The organism is Bradyrhizobium sp. 170, from assembly GCF_023101085.1.
Lineage (GTDB): Bacteria > Pseudomonadota > Alphaproteobacteria > Rhizobiales > Xanthobacteraceae > Bradyrhizobium.
This window is the reverse complement of the sequence record NZ_CP064703.1, coordinates 3,961,360-3,978,686: the sequence shown is the minus strand read 5'-3', so window position 1 is coordinate 3,978,686 and position 17,327 is coordinate 3,961,360. Positions and strand designations below refer to the sequence as shown.

General features: G+C 62.8%; 20 protein-coding genes. 9 read left to right on the top strand and 11 right to left on the bottom strand.

The genetic code is table 11. The features are described 5' to 3' along the window. Positions 1-10 precede the first annotated feature (10 nt). Positions 11-748 (top strand): NUDIX hydrolase, encoded by a 738-nt coding sequence (locus tag IVB05_RS18260; RefSeq protein ID WP_247786010.1) that lies wholly within the window; start codon positions 11-13, stop codon positions 746-748. 10 nt (positions 749-758) lie between these two features. On the opposite strand, the gene IVB05_RS18255 is transcribed toward IVB05_RS18260, so the two are convergent. After that, entirely contained in the window at positions 759-1,274 is a 516-nt protein-coding gene (locus tag IVB05_RS18255; RefSeq protein ID WP_247786009.1) for a GDSL-type esterase/lipase family protein, read from the bottom strand. Between the two features lie 184 nt (positions 1,275-1,458). On the opposite strand from IVB05_RS18255, the gene IVB05_RS18250 reads away from it, so the two are divergent. Continuing rightward, on the top strand, positions 1,459-2,784 hold the full coding sequence (locus IVB05_RS18250; RefSeq protein WP_247786008.1) for an LLM class flavin-dependent oxidoreductase: 1,326 nt from the start codon (positions 1,459-1,461) through the stop codon (positions 2,782-2,784). 124 nt (positions 2,785-2,908) lie between these two features. Then, positions 2,909-3,076, top strand: coding sequence for a 50S ribosomal protein L33 (gene rpmG, locus IVB05_RS18245; RefSeq protein ID WP_027537094.1), 168 nt, complete (start codon positions 2,909-2,911; stop codon positions 3,074-3,076). Between the two features lie 55 nt (positions 3,077-3,131). On the opposite strand, the gene IVB05_RS18240 is transcribed toward rpmG, so the two are convergent. After that, positions 3,132-4,364, bottom strand: a complete 1,233-nt coding sequence (locus tag IVB05_RS18240) for an MFS transporter (protein ID WP_247786007.1) — start codon at positions 4,362-4,364, stop codon at positions 3,132-3,134. A 159-nt stretch (positions 4,365-4,523) separates the two neighbouring features. Between IVB05_RS18240 and IVB05_RS18235 the strand changes: the two genes are divergently transcribed. From IVB05_RS18235 to IVB05_RS18225, 3 genes are all read left to right on the top strand, one after another. Continuing rightward, complete coding sequence (locus IVB05_RS18235; protein WP_247786776.1) at positions 4,524-5,096, top strand: TetR/AcrR family transcriptional regulator; 573 nt, start codon at positions 4,524-4,526, stop codon at positions 5,094-5,096. 180 nt (positions 5,097-5,276) lie between these two features. Next, positions 5,277-5,666: a serine hydrolase domain-containing protein gene (locus tag IVB05_RS18230; protein WP_247786006.1), complete on the top strand. Its 390-nt coding sequence runs from the start codon at positions 5,277-5,279 to the stop codon at positions 5,664-5,666. Further along, positions 5,591-6,493, top strand: coding sequence for a serine hydrolase domain-containing protein (locus IVB05_RS18225; RefSeq protein WP_247786005.1), 903 nt, complete (start codon positions 5,591-5,593; stop codon positions 6,491-6,493). Before IVB05_RS18230 ends, IVB05_RS18225 begins: the two co-directional genes overlap by 76 nt. Before the next feature lie 132 nt (positions 6,494-6,625). Here IVB05_RS18225 and IVB05_RS18220 read toward each other — a convergent pair whose 3' ends face one another. After that, entirely contained in the window at positions 6,626-7,999 is a 1,374-nt protein-coding gene (locus tag IVB05_RS18220; RefSeq protein WP_247786004.1) for a PleD family two-component system response regulator, read from the bottom strand. A gap of 12 nt (positions 8,000-8,011) precedes the next feature. Further along, complete coding sequence (locus IVB05_RS18215) at positions 8,012-8,377, bottom strand: response regulator (RefSeq protein WP_027538546.1); 366 nt, start codon at positions 8,375-8,377, stop codon at positions 8,012-8,014. Positions 8,378-8,607: 230 nt separating this feature from the next. Here IVB05_RS18215 and IVB05_RS18210 point away from each other — a divergent pair, with 230 nt between their 5' ends. Continuing rightward, positions 8,608-8,907 carry a DUF3572 domain-containing protein gene (locus tag IVB05_RS18210; RefSeq protein WP_247786003.1) on the top strand — a complete coding sequence of 100 codons (300 nt, stop codon included), beginning with the start codon at positions 8,608-8,610 and terminating at the stop codon, positions 8,905-8,907. Next, complete coding sequence (locus tag IVB05_RS18205; RefSeq protein WP_247786002.1) at positions 8,904-10,208, top strand: DNA polymerase IV; 1,305 nt, start codon at positions 8,904-8,906, stop codon at positions 10,206-10,208. Before IVB05_RS18210 ends, IVB05_RS18205 begins: the two co-directional genes overlap by 4 nt. Before the next feature lie 115 nt (positions 10,209-10,323). On the opposite strand, the gene IVB05_RS18200 is transcribed toward IVB05_RS18205, so the two are convergent. Beyond that, entirely contained in the window at positions 10,324-10,725 is a 402-nt protein-coding gene (locus tag IVB05_RS18200; protein WP_247786001.1) for a RidA family protein, read from the bottom strand. 195 nt (positions 10,726-10,920) lie between these two features. Here IVB05_RS18200 and IVB05_RS18195 point away from each other — a divergent pair, with 195 nt between their 5' ends. Next, positions 10,921-11,271: a hypothetical protein gene (locus tag IVB05_RS18195; protein WP_247786000.1), complete on the top strand. Its 351-nt coding sequence runs from the start codon at positions 10,921-10,923 to the stop codon at positions 11,269-11,271. Positions 11,272-11,281: 10 nt separating this feature from the next. Here IVB05_RS18195 and IVB05_RS18190 read toward each other — a convergent pair whose 3' ends face one another. The 6 genes from IVB05_RS18190 to pdhA form a co-directional block, all read right to left on the bottom strand. After that, a complete protein-coding gene (locus tag IVB05_RS18190) occupies positions 11,282-11,575 on the bottom strand; it encodes a GYD domain-containing protein (protein WP_247785999.1) in 294 nt (97 codons plus the stop codon). Between the two features lie 128 nt (positions 11,576-11,703). After that, on the bottom strand, positions 11,704-12,468 hold the full coding sequence (locus tag IVB05_RS18185) for a slipin family protein (RefSeq protein WP_247785998.1): 765 nt from the start codon (positions 12,466-12,468) through the stop codon (positions 11,704-11,706). Then, positions 12,465-13,871, bottom strand: a complete 1,407-nt coding sequence (locus IVB05_RS18180; RefSeq protein WP_247785997.1) for a nodulation protein NfeD — start codon at positions 13,869-13,871, stop codon at positions 12,465-12,467. The genes IVB05_RS18185 and IVB05_RS18180 overlap by 4 nt, the downstream gene beginning before the upstream one ends. Positions 13,872-14,010: 139 nt before the next feature. Then, positions 14,011-15,111, bottom strand: a complete 1,101-nt coding sequence (locus tag IVB05_RS18175) for a dihydrolipoamide acetyltransferase family protein (RefSeq protein WP_247785996.1) — start codon at positions 15,109-15,111, stop codon at positions 14,011-14,013. Between the two features lie 19 nt (positions 15,112-15,130). Beyond that, positions 15,131-16,111, bottom strand: a complete 981-nt coding sequence (locus IVB05_RS18170) for an alpha-ketoacid dehydrogenase subunit beta (RefSeq protein WP_247785995.1) — start codon at positions 16,109-16,111, stop codon at positions 15,131-15,133. Then, positions 16,104-17,204, bottom strand: coding sequence for a pyruvate dehydrogenase (acetyl-transferring) E1 component subunit alpha (gene pdhA / locus IVB05_RS18165; RefSeq protein ID WP_247785994.1), 1,101 nt, complete (start codon positions 17,202-17,204; stop codon positions 16,104-16,106). The genes IVB05_RS18170 and pdhA overlap by 8 nt, the downstream gene beginning before the upstream one ends. Positions 17,205-17,327 lie beyond the last annotated feature (123 nt).

The window sequence follows — 17,327 nt, the reverse complement described above, 5'->3', positions numbered from 1 at the left end:
TGGGGATGGAATGAACGACGTTGCAACTGCCGTACAAGAAGGAAAAGAAGCCGATCACCATCCTTATTTCCGGCCCAAGGATGCAGCCACGCTGATCCTGATCGACCGATCCGGCGACAAGCCGAAGGTGCTGGTCGGCAAGCGCCACGACAAGGTGGTGTTCATGCCGGGCAAGTATGTCTTCCCCGGCGGCCGCGTCGACAAGTCGGACAACCGCATTCCCGTCGCCGCGCCCATTTCCGCCGAGCTCGAGGCCAACCTTCTGAAGGGCAGCCCGAAGATCGCGCCTTCGCGCGCGCGCGCGCTGGCGGTTGCCGCGATCCGCGAAGCCTGCGAGGAGACCGGACTCTGCCTTGGATGCAAGGTCGACAAACCCGTCAAGCTCGATGGCGCCTGGCAGCCGTTCGCGGAAGCGGGCCTGCTGCCCGATCCATCCGGCCTGTTCCTGATCGCGCGCGCCATCACCCCGCCCGGCCGCGTCCGCCGTTTCGACACGCGCTTCTTCACTGCTGATGCTTCGGCCATTGCCCATCGCGTCGAAGGCGTGATCCATGCTGATGCCGAACTCGTCGAACTGGTATGGGTCGAGATCGGCTCGCAGCCGCTCGCCGACGCGCATGCCATGACCAAGAACGTGCTCGCCGAACTGGACCGCCGCCTCGCCACCGGTCCGCTGCGCCACGACGCTCCGGTGCCGTTCTTCCATTTCTACGCCGGCAAGATGCAGAAGGACGTGCTGGGGGCGTAAACGCGCACGATCAGCGAACGGCGCCCATCACCGCAGGCAACATGTTGGTTGCGACCAGCCGGTGTCCCTTCGCCGTGAAATGAATGCCGTCCGGCTGCAAATATTGGCGCAAGGCGTCATTCCACCACATCGGAATAATTCTGATGCCCCGGCTGCGAAGCCGCGCTTCGATCGCCGCCAATTCCGCGTTCTGGTCCCCCATACCCCGCCGCCGCGCGTTCCAGCCGCCGCCGTAGCGATCGAGCAGCACGACCTTCGTCCCCTGGGGGACCGCGGAATCGAGCCGGGCCAGCATTCCCGCATTGGTATCGCCGGAAATTCCGGCGTTCGTCACGTGAACATTGCGGCCCTTCGCAGCAAGCATGCCCTCCAATTGCGCCGGCCATGCATCCGAACTGCTGACACCTCTGCCCGCTACATTGCTGGCACCGATGGCGACAATCTGGGCCTGTGCCGTGTCCACCGAACAGAGCATCGGCGCGATAAGGAATCCTGCGAACAGAAATAGCCTTGCTACAAATGCCATGTGCCCCTCGGTGCGGCGGGGTTACAGAGAGTGCGGGAGCCCGCACAACCACCAGAATACAAGATACGTGGAAATGTCCTCCTAAAATCATTTAATTCGCAAAATCCTTCTCAGGCTGACCTGATGGCGCTGCGCTGATCGCCTCCCTATCTCTTCCTCAACAATAACAGCTACGGAACGGGCAATGGCACAGCGGCAACTCAAGCTCGGCGCGTTCATGCGGCCGGTCTCCATCCACACCGGCGCGTGGCGCTATCCCGGCGCCTGGCCCGATGCCAATTTCAATTTCGCGCGCATCAAGCAACTGATCCAGAAACTTGAAGCCGGCAAGTTCGACGCCTTCTTCATGGCCGATCACCTCGCCGTGCTGAACATGCCGGTCAATGCGCTCAAGCGCAGCCACACCGTCACCTCGTTCGAGCCGTTCACGCTGCTGTCGGCGCTGGCCAGCGCCACTGAGCATATCGGCCTGATCGCGACGGGATCGACAACGTTCGACGAGCCCTATCACGTCGCCCGGCGTTTCGCCTCGCTCGACCACATCAGCGGTGGGCGTGCGGGGTGGAATATCGTCACCACCTCCAATCCGGACGCTGCACTCAATTTCGGGCTCGACGACCACATGGAGCACGCCGAGCGCTACAAGCGGGCGCGCGAATTCTACGACGTGGTCACCGGTCTGTGGGATTCCTTCGCCGACGACGCCTTCGTGCGCGACGTCGAACAGGGCCTCTATTTCGATCCGGCGAAAATGCACGTGCTCGATCACAAGGGCAAATATCTGTCCGTGCGCGGGCCGCTCAACATCGCCCGCCCCGTGCAGGGCTGGCCCCTGATCGTGCAGGCCGGCGCGTCCGATGACGGCAAGCAACTCGCCGCCGAAACCGCTGAGGCCGTTTTCACCGGCGGCGGCAGCCTCGCCGACGGGCAGAAGCTTTATGCCGACATCAAGGGCCGGATGGAGAAGATCGGCCGCAATCCCGAACACCTGAAGATCCTGCCCGGCGCCTTCGTCGTGGTCGGCAACAGCGTCGAGGAAGCCAAAGAGAAACGGGCAAAGCTCGACAGCATGGTGCATTACGACAGCGCCATCGCCTCGCTCTCGGTGCAGCTCGGCACCGACGCCTCCGGCTTCGATCCCGACGGCCAGTTGCCGCCGATCCCCGAAACCAATGCGAGCAAGAGCGGCCGCCAGCGGCTGGTCGACGTCGCCGCGCGAGACAAGCTCACGGTGCGCCAGCTCGCCCAGCGCGTCGGCGGCTATGGCGGGCTGTCCTTTGTCGGCACGCCGCAAACTATCGCCGATCAGATGGAGGAATGGCTGATGAGCCGCGGCAGCGACGGTTTTAACATCATGTTCCCGTTCCTTCCCGCAGGGCTCGACGATTTCGTCGACAAGGTGGTGCCGGAACTGCAAAGGCGCGGGATTTTCCGCACCGAGTATGAGGGCCGGACGTTGCGGGAGAATTTGGGGCTGCCGAGGCCGAAAAACCGGTTCTTTGAGGGTTAATCCCTCCGAATCTGGCCGGTTTTTGCCCCGAAAACCTTGACTTTGGACGATCAGAAGCTAGGTTGCGCGCAAATGCAGGCCGATTTGGCCAGCGCCCGATATCCCCCTATTTGAGGTTCTGAACATGGCCAAAGCGGTCACCATCAAGGTCAAGCTCGTTTCCACGGCGGATACCGGCTTCTATTACGTCGCCAAGAAGAATTCGCGCACCATGACCGACAAGCTGGTCAAGAAGAAGTACGACCCGGTCGCGCGCAAGCACGTCGAGTTCAAGGAATCGAAGATCAAGTAATCGCGGCCTAAAGCTGACGGATTTTGACGGGGCCTTTCAGGCCCCGTTTTGATTCTTACGCCGCTTGCATCTGCGGCGGTCCGCTCGGCCGGATCAGCGCGAACGCGACCTGGATGACGCCGCCGGCCAGCCCGAGAGCTACGCCGATCCGCCACGCCATGGTGTAGGAGCCGAGCGCGTCGTACAGCACTCCGCCTCCGAAGGCGCCGAGGAAGCTGCCGACCTGGTGGCTCATGAAGGCGAGCCCCTGGATCATCGCCTGCCATTTCAGGCCGAACATCTCGGCGACTGCGCCCGCGACCAGCGGGCCGACGCCCATCCACAGAAAGCCCATGATGGCGCCGAACAGCAGCGTGGTCGCCGGCGTCGGCGGCAGTGTGAAGTACCAGGCAAGCGCGATCGAGCGGAAGATGTAGATGCCGCCGAGCAGCGCCAGCTTGTTCCAGCGCTGCCCCGCCCAGCCGAAGAAGATGCTGCCGAGCACATTGAAGCCGCCGATCATGCCGAGCGTCTGCGCGCTCAACATTGGGTCCATCCCGCAGATCGCAAGGTACGACGGCAGATGCGTGGTGAGAAACACGAGCTGCATGCCACAGACGAAATAGGCGCCGGTCATCACCACGAAGGACGCGTTGGAGAATGCGATCTTCGTCGCGACGCTGGCCGAAGAGTTGTCGATTTCATCGTCCGCGGGCTTGGGCAACGGAATCTTGTCCACCCTGCCCGCGTACCAGGCGGCCGGAATCATCAGGAGCGCCAGCACCACGAAGCCGGCGAGACCCACGCGCCAGCCGTAGCCCTCGTTGAGGATCTGGCCGAGCGGCGCCGACAGCAGCGCGCCGAGCGAGCCCGCACCCGACACCAGGCCGAGTACCGTCGAGCGGACCGACGCCGGCACCGCGCGGGCCGCTACCGACATCGCGATAGCCGCCGCGGTACAGGCCAGGGACATGCCGATCAAAATGCCGCCGCCGATCATGACGCTGAGAAAACCGTTCGCGCCCGCCATCAAAGCAAGGCCGGCGACATAGAGCAGCGAGCCCGCCACCATGATGGCACGAAAACCGTAACGCACCGTCAGCGCGCCGGCGAATGGCTGCAAAAATCCCCAGGCGAGATTTTGCACCGCGAGCGCCAGCGTGAAATCCGACACCGAAATCCGGATATCCTGCGTCAGCGGCTGCATGAAAAGGCCGAGCGACTGCCGCAGGCCCATGCTGAGCGTCAGCATGATGGAAGCGCCGATCAGGATGGGAAGCGTCGGCCGCAGGATTTGCAGCAGGGCCATTATTTTTATTCTCCCCAGGGGCGCGATTCGAACGCCGCGTCCTGCAATTGATATCTGAAATAGGTACACAGACCTGTGTACCTAGGCTATAAGGGTCTGCTGCTGTCAAGGAAGAGGCTACGGCGCATTCGCATGGCTACCCTGCCCGCCAAACCTGACATGAAGGACCGGATTCTGGAGACCGCGGATAGGCTGTTCTATCTGCAGGGAATTCGCGCGGTCGGCGTCGACACCATCGCCGCCGAAATCGGCATCAGCAAGCGCACGCTCTACAACCATTTTCCGTCCAAGGACGCGTTGATCTCGGCCTATCTGGCGCGACGCTTCGTGGCCCCGCGTCCATCAGACAAGTCGCCGGTCGAGCAGATTCTCGGCACCTTCGATTCGCTGGAGCGACGCTTCTCGGCGAAGGATTTTCGCGGCTGCCCCTTCGTCAATGCGGTGGCCGAACTCGGCGACGACCGCTCGGTCCGAAAGGTCGCCGTCGCCTTCAAGGAAAGCCGCCGCCTGTGGTTTCGCGATTTGCTGGTGCAGCTCGGCGTCGCACAGGCAGAAGCGCTTGCAACCCAGCTTGCCTTGCTCGTCGACGGCTCGATCGCGCAGGATCTCGTCCGCAACGACCCGGCGATGGCGCGGGCGGCAAAGGAAGCGGCGACGGTGCTGCTGAAGAATGCGGGGGTGAAGGTGGGTGGGAGTGCGTCGAAGAAGCCCCGGCCTTCGTCAACCGCTTGAGGCGACCACCCCCATATCGTCGTCCCTGCGAACGCAGGGACCCATACGCCGTGGCCTTTCAGTAAGGCGATGTGGTAGTTACCTTTCCTACAACCGGCATCGGTGGTTATGGGTCCCTGCGTTCGCAGGGACGACAGAATAGTAAAGCCGCGCAAGAACATGACGGCAAAGGGAGCGACCATGGAAGACCTGAAAGTCACCGCCAACGGTTACGACTTCAAACCGGCACAGGCGGCGATGCAGCGCTACATCGACAACAACCTGCTGTCAGGCATTTCCTGGGCGGTCATGGTCGGACGCGATCTTGTGGATGTGAATTGCGTCGGATGGGCCGACAAGGAAGCGCAGACGCCGCTCCGGACCGACCATATCTTCCGCGTCTTTTCCAACACCAAGCTGATCACCTCCTGCGCGGCGCTATTGCTGTTCGAGGAAGGCAAGCTCGGGCTCGATGACCCATTGAAAAATATATTCCGCAGCTTGGAAATCGGAAGGTGTTGCGCGCTGGAGCGACTTCGCTTGACGACACCGAGCCGGCGAAGAGTTCGATCACCATCCGTCAGCTCCTGAGCCACAGCTCCGGCCTGAGCTACGGCTTTTTCGATCCGGGCACCGTTATCTTCAAGGCCCTCAACAAGCGCGGCGTCCACAATCCCATGACGACGCTGGCTGACATGGTGGACGTGCTGACCGGCCTGCCGCTGATCTATCAGCCGGGGACGTCCTGGGAATACTCGCTCGCCATCGACGTTGTGGCGCGGCTGGTCGAAGTCATCAGCGGCCAACGCTTCGACGAATTCATCAAGGCGCGGATTCTCGATCCACTCGGCATGGTCGACACCGGCTTCGTCGTGCCGGAAAAGGATCAGGGACGGCTGGTCGCCTATTACGCCGGTGCCGACCTGATGGAGCCGATGAAGCCGGGCCTTACCCGGACCGACAACGCGCCGTTCCCCGGCGCCAATCTGCGCCCCATTGCGAGGCTCAATGGCGGCGGCGGACTGGTTTCAACCCTGCCCGATATGGTCGCGCTGATCCGAAGCCTGCTGCCCGGCAGCAAAACCCTGCTCAAGCCGGAGACGATGGCGCAGATGATGACCAACCAGTTGCCCGAGGACCAGTGGATCCGCTTTGCCCTGATGGGGCCACAGCCCGGCAAGGTGCACGGACTTGCCGGCGGCATGATCCAGCAGCCCTCTCCGCTCGATCATCCCGATGCCGCGGGCGAACTCTACTGGGGCGGCGTGGCGGGCACGCAATGGTGGATCTCGCCGAAGCGCAATATGGCCGGCGTGATGATGGCGCAGCGCCAGATGGCGTTCGTTCACCCGTTCTCGTTCGAGTTCAAGCGGCTGGCGTATGAGGCGGTGAAGGAGAACGCCGAGGTTGTTGCGTGAGACCTATCCATCGTCGTCCCTGCGAACGCAGGGACCCATAACCACCGGCGGCCATGTTGCGAAAGGCGTCAACCACCCAGCCCGAAAAGATAGATCACGCGGTATGGGTCCCTGCGTTCGCAGGGACGACGGCTAGGCCGCCGTCGAAACCACCCTGTTGCGTCCGTCGTGCTTGGCGCGATAGAGCGCCATGTCGGCGCGCTTGAGCACGTCGGCGACCGGCTCGCCCTTGTGGTCCAGCGTCGCCAGCCCGATCGAGATCGTGACGTCGATGCGCTTGGTGCCCTTGTTGACCGCAAAGGTTTCGCCGGCGATCGAGCGGCGCAGGCGCTCGGCGACCATGCCGGCGACCGTCAGATCGGTTTCCGGCATCACGATCACGAACTCCTCGCCGCCGTAGCGGCAGGCGAGATCGATGCCGCGGATCGACTTGCGGATGCGCACCGCGAACTCGCGCAGCACGTCGTCGCCGGCGTCGTGGCCATAGGTGTCGTTGATGGACTTGAAGAAGTCGATGTCGAGGATCATCAGCGCGAGCGGCTTGCCGCGGCTCGAAGCCTGCTCGACCAGCGTCGAGAGATGGCTTTCCATGTAGCGGCGGTTATGCAGGCCGGTCAGCGCGTCGGTGATCGCCATTTCGATCGAGTTCTGCACGTTGTCGCGCAGATGGTCGGTATAGCGCCGCTTGCGGATCTGGGTGCGCGCCCGCGCCAGCAATTCGTTCTTGTCGACGGGGCGCAAGAGATAATCGTTGACGCCGATTTCGAGCCCACGCAGCAGCCGCGCATTGTTGTCGGCGTCGGAGATGGCGAGGATCGGCAACTGGCGGGTGCGCTCCAGCGAGCGCGCCTGGCTGCACAGCCGCAGGCCGTCGTAATTTTCAAGGCCGAGCGAAACGATCAGCAAATCGTAATTGCCCTCGGCGGCGTGAAACAGCGCCTCCGCCGGATTGATTTCGACGTCGACGGTGTGCTCGGCAGAAAGGATCGGCGCCAGCCGCTCGTAGGACGATGGCCGGTCGTCGACAAGCAGGATCCGCCCGCCGACGCCCTTGTCGGCGATCGCGCTGCGTTCGGGCGCCTCCATGCCGATCTCGAGCGAGGTGATGGCGCGCATCCGCAGCTCATCGGTCATCATCTTCAGCCGCGTCAGGGATCGAACGCGGGCGATCAGAACGATGTCGGACACCGGCTTGGTGAGAAAATCGTCGGCTCCGGCTTCCAGCCCGCGAACGCGATCAGACGGGCTGTCCAGCGCGGTGACGATCACGACGGGAATGAAATGAGTGGCCGGATTGGACTTCAGCCGGCGGCAGACCTCGAAACCGTCCATGTCGGGCATCATGACGTCGAGCAGGATGAGGTCGCATTCGGAGCGCGAACAGAGGTCGAGCGCCTCGGCACCGTTGGAAGCCGTCAGCACATCGAAATATTCGGCCGACAGACGGGCTTCCAGCAGCTTGACGTTCGCTGGAACGTCATCGACGACAAGGATACGCGCAGACATCGAAACTCACTCCTACCCGATAAAACGCCGCACGGTTTCGATAAACTTGCCGACGGAAATTGGTTTGGACAAGTACGCCTCGCAGCCGCCCTCGCGGATGCGCTCTTCGTCGCCCTTCATCGCAAAGGCGGTGACCGCAACCACCGGAATGGCGCGCAACTCCGGATCGTCCTTGATCCAGCGCGTCACTTCGAGGCCCGACACCTGCGGCAGTTGGATATCCATCAGGATCAAATCAGGGCGCAGCTTGCGGACGAGATCGAGCGCCTCGAAACCGTTGCTGGTGCCGGAGGTCTGATAGCCATGCGCTTCCAACAGATCGCGAAAGAGCTTCATGTTGAGCTCGTTGTCCTCCACGATCAGGACGGTTTTTGCCATCCCGTCCCTCCCTCATCCCAGGAAACAAGTCCGGCCTTTCGGCACGTCCTGCACCGCCGCCGCCCCTTGTCGAAAAGTGAATTCAAACTAGCGTCAGTTTCGCTCTAACCAGTTAAATCGATGCGCCAAGTTTTACGAAGCGGTTTCCAATTGCTTGAACGTACTCCGCAGACTCGGGCATGATGGTTCCAAATTAGAGCCCATAAGTTAACGGAAAGGCAAATCGTCTGTTGAAAAAGCCTGTTCACAACCCTCGCGAAGTGGCTGAAATCGTTGCAGTTCAGGCGCTGAGTTTTATTGCCGGCGACCCTGAAAGGCTAGGCCTGTTCCTGGCCGAAAGCGGGATCGGTCCGGAGACGCTGCGTACGGCCGCGGCCGACCCGCAATTTCTGGCTTCGGTGCTCGATTTCGTCATGCGCGATGACGCGACCGTCAAGGCGTTTGCGAGCGCCTCGCAACTGCACCCGACCAATATCGCCGCCGCCCGCCAGGCGCTGGGCGACCCGCACTGGGAGCGCGACGTGCCGTGAGCGCGCTCGCGCCAGCCTTGGACGGTCCGCGCGCGTTCTGCCGGGATTGCCTCGGCGATCTCGATATCAAGGCCAAGCGGTGCGGCGAATGCGGTTCCCCGCGCCTCGTCCGCCACCATGCCCTGCCCTCGTTGACGCTGGCGCATATCGATTGCGACGCGTTCTACGCCACTGTCGAGAAGCGCGACAATCCGGAACTCGCCGACCGGCCCGTGATCATCGGCGGCGGCAAGCGTGGCGTGGTGTCGGCCGCCTGCTACGTCTCGCGCACCTATGGCGTGCGCTCGGCGATGCCGATGTTTAAAGCGCTGGCGCTCTGCCCGCAGGCTGCCGTAATCCCGCCCGACATGGCGAAATATGTCCGCGTCGGCCGCGAGGTGCGGCACGCCATGCAGACGCTGACGCCGCTGGTGGAACCGCTGTCGATCGACGAGGCGTTCCTGGATCTGGCCGGTACACAACGCGTTCACGGCATGATCCCGGCAAAAGTGCTGGCGCGCTTTGCCCGCGACGTCGAGCGCGACATCGGGATCACGGTGTCGGTCGGCCTGTCCTGCAACAAGTTCTTGGCCAAGATCGCCTCCGATCTCGACAAGCCACGCGGCTTTGCCGCCCTCGACCAGATCGAAGCCCGCGAGATGCTGGCGGACAAGCCGGTCGGCTTCATCTACGGCGTCGGCCCCGCAACCCAGGAAAAGCTGGTGCAGCGGGGTTTTCGCACCATAGCGGACCTGCAGCGCGCCGACGAGGTCGAGCTGATGAAGCAGTTCGGCGGCGAAGGCCGCAGGCTGTGGCGGCTGGCGCGCGGCATCGACGACCGCAGCGTGGTGCCGGACCGCGGCGCCAAGACGATTTCCAACGAGACCACGTTCGAGAACGACATCAAGGATTTTGTAACGCTGGAAAAGGTGCTGTGGCGGCTGTCCGAAAAAGTGTCGTCGCGGCTGAAGAGCGGCGATCTGTCAGGCCTCACCATCACGTTGAAGCTGAAAACCGCGGATTTCAGGCAGCGCACCCGCTCGCAATCGATCCAGGCACCGACGCAGCTCGCCGCCAAGATTTTCGCGGTGTCGCGCGAAATGCTGGCAAAGGAGATCGACGGCACCGCTTTCCGCCTGATCGGCACCGGCGTCAGCGCGCTGCGCGAGGGATCGCAGGCCGACGACACCGACATGCTCGACCGCCGCTCGGCCCATGCCGAGCGCGCGATCGATGATTTGCGGAAGAAGTTCGGCAATGCCGCTGTCATCAGGGGCATCGCGTACAAGGGGCCGGCGAAGGAAGAGGATGAGGAGGAGTAGACCGCTCTCTCCCCCGTCATTGCGAGCGTAGCGAAGCAATCCATCTCTCCGCTTGTGGCGCTATGGATTGCTTCGCGCTCGCAATGACGGCGAGAGGTCCGTTATGACGGAGTGGTCAATCGACGACGGCGACGGCCTCAATCTCGATCAGCCATTCAGGGGCCGCAAGCGCCGTTACACCGACGAGCGTGCTCGCCGGCGGCTCCATGCCTTCAAAGAACGCCGAGCGCGCCTTGCCGATAATCGGACGGAGCTCCGGCTTGTAGCCCACGACGAAGGTGGTGATCTTCACGATATCGGAATAACCCGCACCGGCGGATTTCAGTGCCAGGCCGATATTGTGCATCACCTGTGTCGTCTGCGCGGCCAGATCACCCTCGCCGACCACGCGTCCTTCCTCATCGGTGGACACCTGTCCCGCGATATGGATCGTGCGCGCGCCTGACGCGACGACGACGTGCGAATAAGCCGGATTGTGGTGAAGTCCGCTTGGCCGAAGTTTTTCGAGCTTGCTCATGTCTGTGCCTCCCTGACGTGCATGATTGGGGCGAAGCGTATCCGGGTCCGGCGCTCTCGACCATCCCTCAGGGAAAATACTCGCCCTGTGCGGTCTTGAACCGGCAAGGAATGATCAGATTTCTATCAAGTCTCCAATTTGGACGGGCGCATAGGTCCGGATGCGTTTCACGATCCGACGCAAAAGGAGCGAAAGATGGCGTTTTTGAAACGGGAGTTGCATCGGCAGGTCAAAGGCCCGGAAGTCACGGAACTGGATTTCTGGAACCTGGTCTTCGACACCGACACCAAGCGCTTGTACGTCGAACACGAGTGGACCTACCTGGATTCGCGGATCCGCGGGGCGACGGATTATCGAACCGACGTCATGGACATCGCGGCGTATCTGACGCAAGGCGGTCAGACGGCCGGGCACCGTGAACTCTGGCGGTTGCTGCGAGGTATCTTCAAAGAACAGTTCGAGCCCGAGGCGTATGAACCCGAGATACCATTTTCGGGACAGGCCCCGGTTCGGGACATCGAGCAGCAGGCGCCAAATCGTCCGTGACGAGCGGCTGTCAGAGCATCTTCCCGACAACCTTGGTCATGTCAGCCGCCGAGAAGGCTCGTAACGACTCGGTGCGAACATTGCCCAGGGCGCCAAGACTCAAGCTAAGCGTCATGGCCGAAAATTCATCCGGCGCATCGAGGATCGTCACAATATCATACCGTCCCTGCGTCCAGAACTGTTCCTTTACAGTCACTCCGAAGGTCTCGGCCATTTTCTTGAAAGCCTCTGCCCGCTTGGGCGAGTCCTTTGCATTGCGGATTCCCTGGTCGGTGAAGTTGGCAAGCACGACATACGTTACCATCGTGACTCTCCCTGGTTGTCAGGTACAGCCGAACCTTCCAGCCGAATGTTCGGCGGCACCGATCGATCAGCACTCCCTCCCCTTGGGTCGGCGGCATGCGAACGGCTTGTTGCCGGCAACGACCACAATCAGGTCGCTTCGCTCCGCCGCCCTGTCACATGGCCGAGCAAGTCCATCGGCAGCGGAAACACCACGGTCGAGGATCGCTCGCCGGCGATGTCGTGCAGCGCCGCGAAGTAGCGCAACTGCATCGCCTGCGGCTCCTGCGCAAGCGTTCGGCCAGCCTCGACAAGCTTCTCGGCGGCTTGCTGCTCGCCCATCGCATTGATCACCTTCGCGCGTCGCAACCGCTCCGCCTCGGCCTGCTTGGCAATCGCGCGCACCATGGTTTCATTGAGATCGATATCCTTGATCTCGACGGCGGTGACCTTGATACCCCAGACGTCGGTCTGCTGATCGAGAGTTTCCTGAATGTCTGCATTAAGTCGGTCCCGTTCGGCGAGCATTTCGTCCAGTTCGTGCTTGCCCAGCACCGATCGCAGTGTGGTCTGCGCCAGTTGGCTGGTCGCGGCCATGTAATCGCCCACCTTGATGATCGCGCGTTCGGGATCGATGATGCGGAAGTAAAGAACGGCATTGACCTTGACCGAAACGTTGTCACGCGAAATTACGTCCTGAGGCGGCACCACCTGTACCATCACCCTGAGATCGACCTTCACCATCTGCTGTACGACCGGAATCAGGATGATGAATCCCGGACCCTTCACGCCGGTGAAGCGGCCGAGCGTAAACACGACGCCGCGCTCGTATTCGCGCAGGATGCGAATGGCCGAGAACAGAAACAGGACCACGATGACCGCGAGCGACCCATAAAACAAATAATCAAGCATCATGACGTACCTCCCTCGCTGGCGGTCAGCACCGGCCGGCGCCGTACCACCAGCGTCAAATCGACGACGTTGGCCACCTCGACCATCTCTCCGGGCTTGAAAGCATCGTCGCCGCGCGCCTGCCAGCGCTCACCTTGGGTGAAGACGTGGCCTTCGCGCTCGGACCAGTCGAGGATTTCGGCAGACAGGCCGCGCATGGCTTGCGCGCCGAGCCGTATGGGGCCTTTTCGGGCGCGTCGAAGCGAGCCGAGGACAACCAGGATCAGGCTAATGAAGATCGCCGCAGCGATGCCGATCACCGACCATGACAGCCGGAATCCGGGCTCTTCGATCTCGAACAGCATCACTGCTCCGAGCACGAATGCGATGATCCCGCCGAGACCGATAACCACGGTCGGGTTGAAGACTTCGATGACCAGAAGCGTGATCCCCAACAGGATCAGGCCGAGGCCCGCATAGTTGATGGGCAGCATATTGAGCGCATAAAGGCCCAACAGCAGACAGATCGTGCCGATCACGCCGGGCGCGACCGCACCGGGCGAGGAAAGTTCGAAGATCAGGCCGTAGATGCCGACCAGCATGAGAATGAAAGCGACGTTGGGATCGGTGATCACCCTCAGAAATCGCAAGGTCCATCCGGGATCGATCGCTTCACGCGCGGCGTCCCTGGTCCCCAGCTGCCGCGTCTCGCCACCCGCAACCTCGACCGTGCGACCATCGATCTGCCTGAGCAGGTCGGCCTGGTCGCGTGCGACGAGGTCGATGACATTCGCCTGCAACGCGGCATTGGCGGACAGGCTGGCGGCGTCCCGCACCGCTTTCTCCGCCCAATCGGCATTACGGCCGCGCAACTCGGCAAGGCTGCGGATCAAGGCGACGGCGTCGTTCGTCGCCTTCGCCGTCATGGCATCCTTCGTCTTCGGCTTCTGGTCGCTGCCGTCCTTCTTGTCCTTATCGCTCTTGTCAGGGGTAGTGTCGGGCAGACCGGGCAGCGGGCCGCCGATCTGCACCGGCGTCGCCGCTCCGAGATTGGTGCCGGGCGCCATTGCCGCGATATGCGTGGCGTAGAGGATATAGGTCCCGGCGCTGGCCGCATGGGCTCCGGAGGGTGCAACGTAACCGACGACGGGAACGCGCGAAGCCAGCACGTCTGCGATAATCTCGCGCATGCTGGTCGAGAGACCGCCCGGTGTATTCATGCGCAGAACGACAACCTCGGCACGTCGTTCGCTTGCCTTGGTCAGAGCATCCTTCACATAACGGGCCGTTGCCGGCCCGATCGCTCCGTCGACCGAGATGGTCAGCGCAAGCTTGCTGTTGGCCTCCCCCGCCGAGGCGGCAAGGGGAGAGACAGCCAGAGCTACCGCTGCAGCGGCCGCAACAAGAGTCGCCCGTACGGTCTGCACAGCAAGGACTCCCTTATCGAAATGACATGGGGTGTCCTCCTCGAATCTCAATATGCCCGGGATTGGCGATCCGCGGCATTTCCGCGGCCGATGATCCCTTTTTACGTTTGCGATGCCGCAATCCGTGGCCGGGCCACAGCTACGAAACCTGCTCAAGATCCGATTTGAGCGCCACCAGGAAGCGCGCGGCTTCGCCGCCCGTCACGACGCGATGGTCGAAGGTGAGCGACAACGGCAGCACCCGCCTGACGGCTGGCTGGCCCAAATGTGCAACCACCCTTTGGGCAATCCGGCCGGCGCCTATGATCGCCACTTGCGGCGGCACGACGATCAGGTTGGCGAACCGGCCTCCGATCATGCCGAAGTTCGACAGCGTAATGGTCGCGCCGCGCAGTTCGCCCGGAGGTATCGAGCGCGCGAGCGCGTCCGCCCGCATTCGGTCGAGCCCGGCTCGCAAATCCGATGCGTCCCGCTCTGCGACATTGCGCAAGACCGGAACGATCAGGCCGCCCCCGGTATCAACGGCGATGCCGAGGTCGACGCGCCCGATCAGACGCCGCTCTCCCGCGCCGGCATTGTACCAGGCATTGAGCGCGGGCTCCGCCTTGCAGGCGGCGGCGATCGCGCGCACCAGGCGGATGGTCGCGTCCTCGCCCTTTCGCCAGTCGTCGATATCGGCGTCATCGGTGACGCTGGCGGGGACGATCTCGGCATGAGACGCCGTCATGCGTTGGGCCATCGCGCGCCGCAAACCGCGCAGCGGCTCGGCGGGTCCGGTATGCGACAAGGTCTTGGCAGCTCGTTCCACATCCGCACGCGTGATGAAGCCGCCGGGTCCCGTGGCTTCGACGAGCTCGAGATCGACGTCGAGCTTGCGTGCGAGCGCGCGCACCGCCGGAAACACCTGGGCTTTCTGTCCGGCTGCGGGCCCGGGAAGTGTTGCTGCCACCGGCGGCGGCTCGCTGGTACCGAGTTCGCCGACAATTGTACCGGTGTCTTGCTCGGGGCCTTCGGCAAACTCGACCAGCGGCACGCCTACTTTCACCACATCTCCCTTGGCACCAAACAGGTGCAGGATACGTCCGCTTGACGGTGACGGCACCTCGACGACGGCCTTGTCAGTCTCGACGGAAACCAGCGGCTGATCGGTGACGACGTGATCGCCTTCATTGACGTGCCAGTTCACGATCTCCGCCTCTTCGAGGCCCTCTCCCAGATCCGGCAATACGAACTGGCGCATGGGACAAGTCCGCTAGAAGTCAACTGAACTGGCACGCTTTGCGCGCGGCCGCCACGATGCGGCCAACCGACGGCATGAACTTCTGCTCAAGACGCGCCATCGGAATGACCGTATCGTAGCCGGTGACGCGGGCCACGGGTGCGAGCAGAGAGGTCAGGCCGCGCTCGGCGATCAGCGCGGCGATCTCGGCTCCGAATCCGCCAGTCCGTGTCGCCTCGTGCACGATGACGCAACGTCCGGTTTTTGCGATCGAACCGAGCACCGTGACTTCATCGTAGGGTTTGAGCGTGGCGAGATCGATGACCTCGGCGGCGATGCCCTCGGCAGCCAGCGCCTCGGCGGCCGCCATGGTTTCCTTCAGCATCGCGCCCCAGCTGATCAGGGTGATGTCGCGGCCTTCCCGCAGGATAAACGCGACATCCAGCGGCAAAGCCTCACCGTTGTCTTCCACCTCGCCTTTCGCCGCGCGGTAGATGCGGGTCGGCTCCAGAAACACCACCGGATCAGGATCGCGGATCGCGGCGAGAAGCAAACCGTAGGCGCGTTCCGGCGACGACGGGATGACAACGCGCAAGCCGGGGATGTGGGCGAGCATCGCCTCGGTGCTTTCGGAATGGTGCTCGGGCGCGCGAATGCCGGCGCCATGCGGCGTGCGCAGAACCATTGGACAGGTGAGCCGTCCCTGGGTGCGGTTGCGGATTCGGGAGGCGTGGTTCACCAGTTGATCGATGCAGGGATACAGAAATCCCATAAACTGGATCTCGCCGACGGGCTTCAGCCCCTGCGCCGCCATGCCGACGCAGAGCCCGCTGATCAGGAGTTCGGCAAGCGGCGTATCAAGGACGCGCTCCGGACCGAAACGCGTTTGCAGCCCAACGGTCGCGCGGAAAACGCCGCCATTGATGCCGACATCTTCGCCAAGCACGACGACATCGGGATCATCCTCCATCGCGCGGGCGAGCGCCAGATTGACGGCTTCGACCAACGTTACCTCAGCCATCGCCCTCTCCCGCGAGTTGGCGGCGCTGCGCGACATAAACCTCGGGCAGATCGGCATAGAGATGATCGAACATGGTTTCGGCCTCGCGCGGCTCGGCTGCCAAATAGCGCTCGACCGCCGCCTCGACGCGCTCATGGCACTCCGCGGCGAGCTGTTCCTCGTCTGCTTTGCTCCAGATCTTCTGGTTGGCAAGAAAGGCTCTCAAACGCGCGATCGGCTCTTCCTTCCAGCGAGCCTGGACTTCTTCTTCCGGACGATAGCGTGATGCGTCGTCAGAGGTGGTGTGATCGCCGAGCCGGTAGGTGAGCGCCTCGATGAAGCGCGGCCCCTGGCCGTCGCGGGCTGCGGCAATGGCGTCTTCGGCCGCGGCGCGCACCGCCACGACGTCGCTGCCGTCCACCTGCTCGCCGATGAACCCGGCGGCGATGGCCTTCTGCGCCAGGGTTTCGGAGGCGGTCTGCAGCCGCAACGGTACGGATATGGCCCATTGATTGTTGGTGGCGACGAACACGACCGGCAATTTGTGTACACCGGCGAAATTCATCGCTTCGTAGACGTCACCCTTCGACGTGGCGCCGTCGCCGAACATGCATACGGCGACACGCGGCTGCTTGCGCAGCTTGAAGGCATAGGCAACGCCGGCAGCATGCGGCGCCTGCGATCCCACGGGTACGCAGAACGGGAAATCCTGGACCGGCCCGGAGAACTGATTGCCCCGCTCGTCTCCTCCCCAGAACAGCAGAATCTCCTCCAGCTTGACGCCACGCCAGATCAGCGCGCCATTGTCCCGATAGGAGGGCAGCAGGACGTCTTCCTCCCGCATCGCACTGGCTATGCCGACGGACACCGCCTCCTGGCCGAGCGAAACGGCATAGGTCCCAAGCCGGCCGGTGCGCTGCAATGCAACAGCCTTTCGGTCAAAGTTGCGCAGCAGCACCATCGCGCGATAGAGCGAGGCGAGCAGGCTTGCATCGGAGGCGAACGCAGGGAGCGGCCTGTTTATCGAGCCGTCTGGCGCGAGGTAGTTGCGGTGGCGCACCTCAAAGCGCGCGATCACCGGGAGCCCTCCGTCTGCCATTTTCTTACTGGCCACGTCCTCGCTCCCTGAGCGATTCTGCCTCCCACACTTCGTAATTGGTACCGGACCGGAACAATGCAAGATGGCGCGTCCAATCTCGCATGGCCGTTGCTGCACCGCGGGCGCGCGGAGATCAGC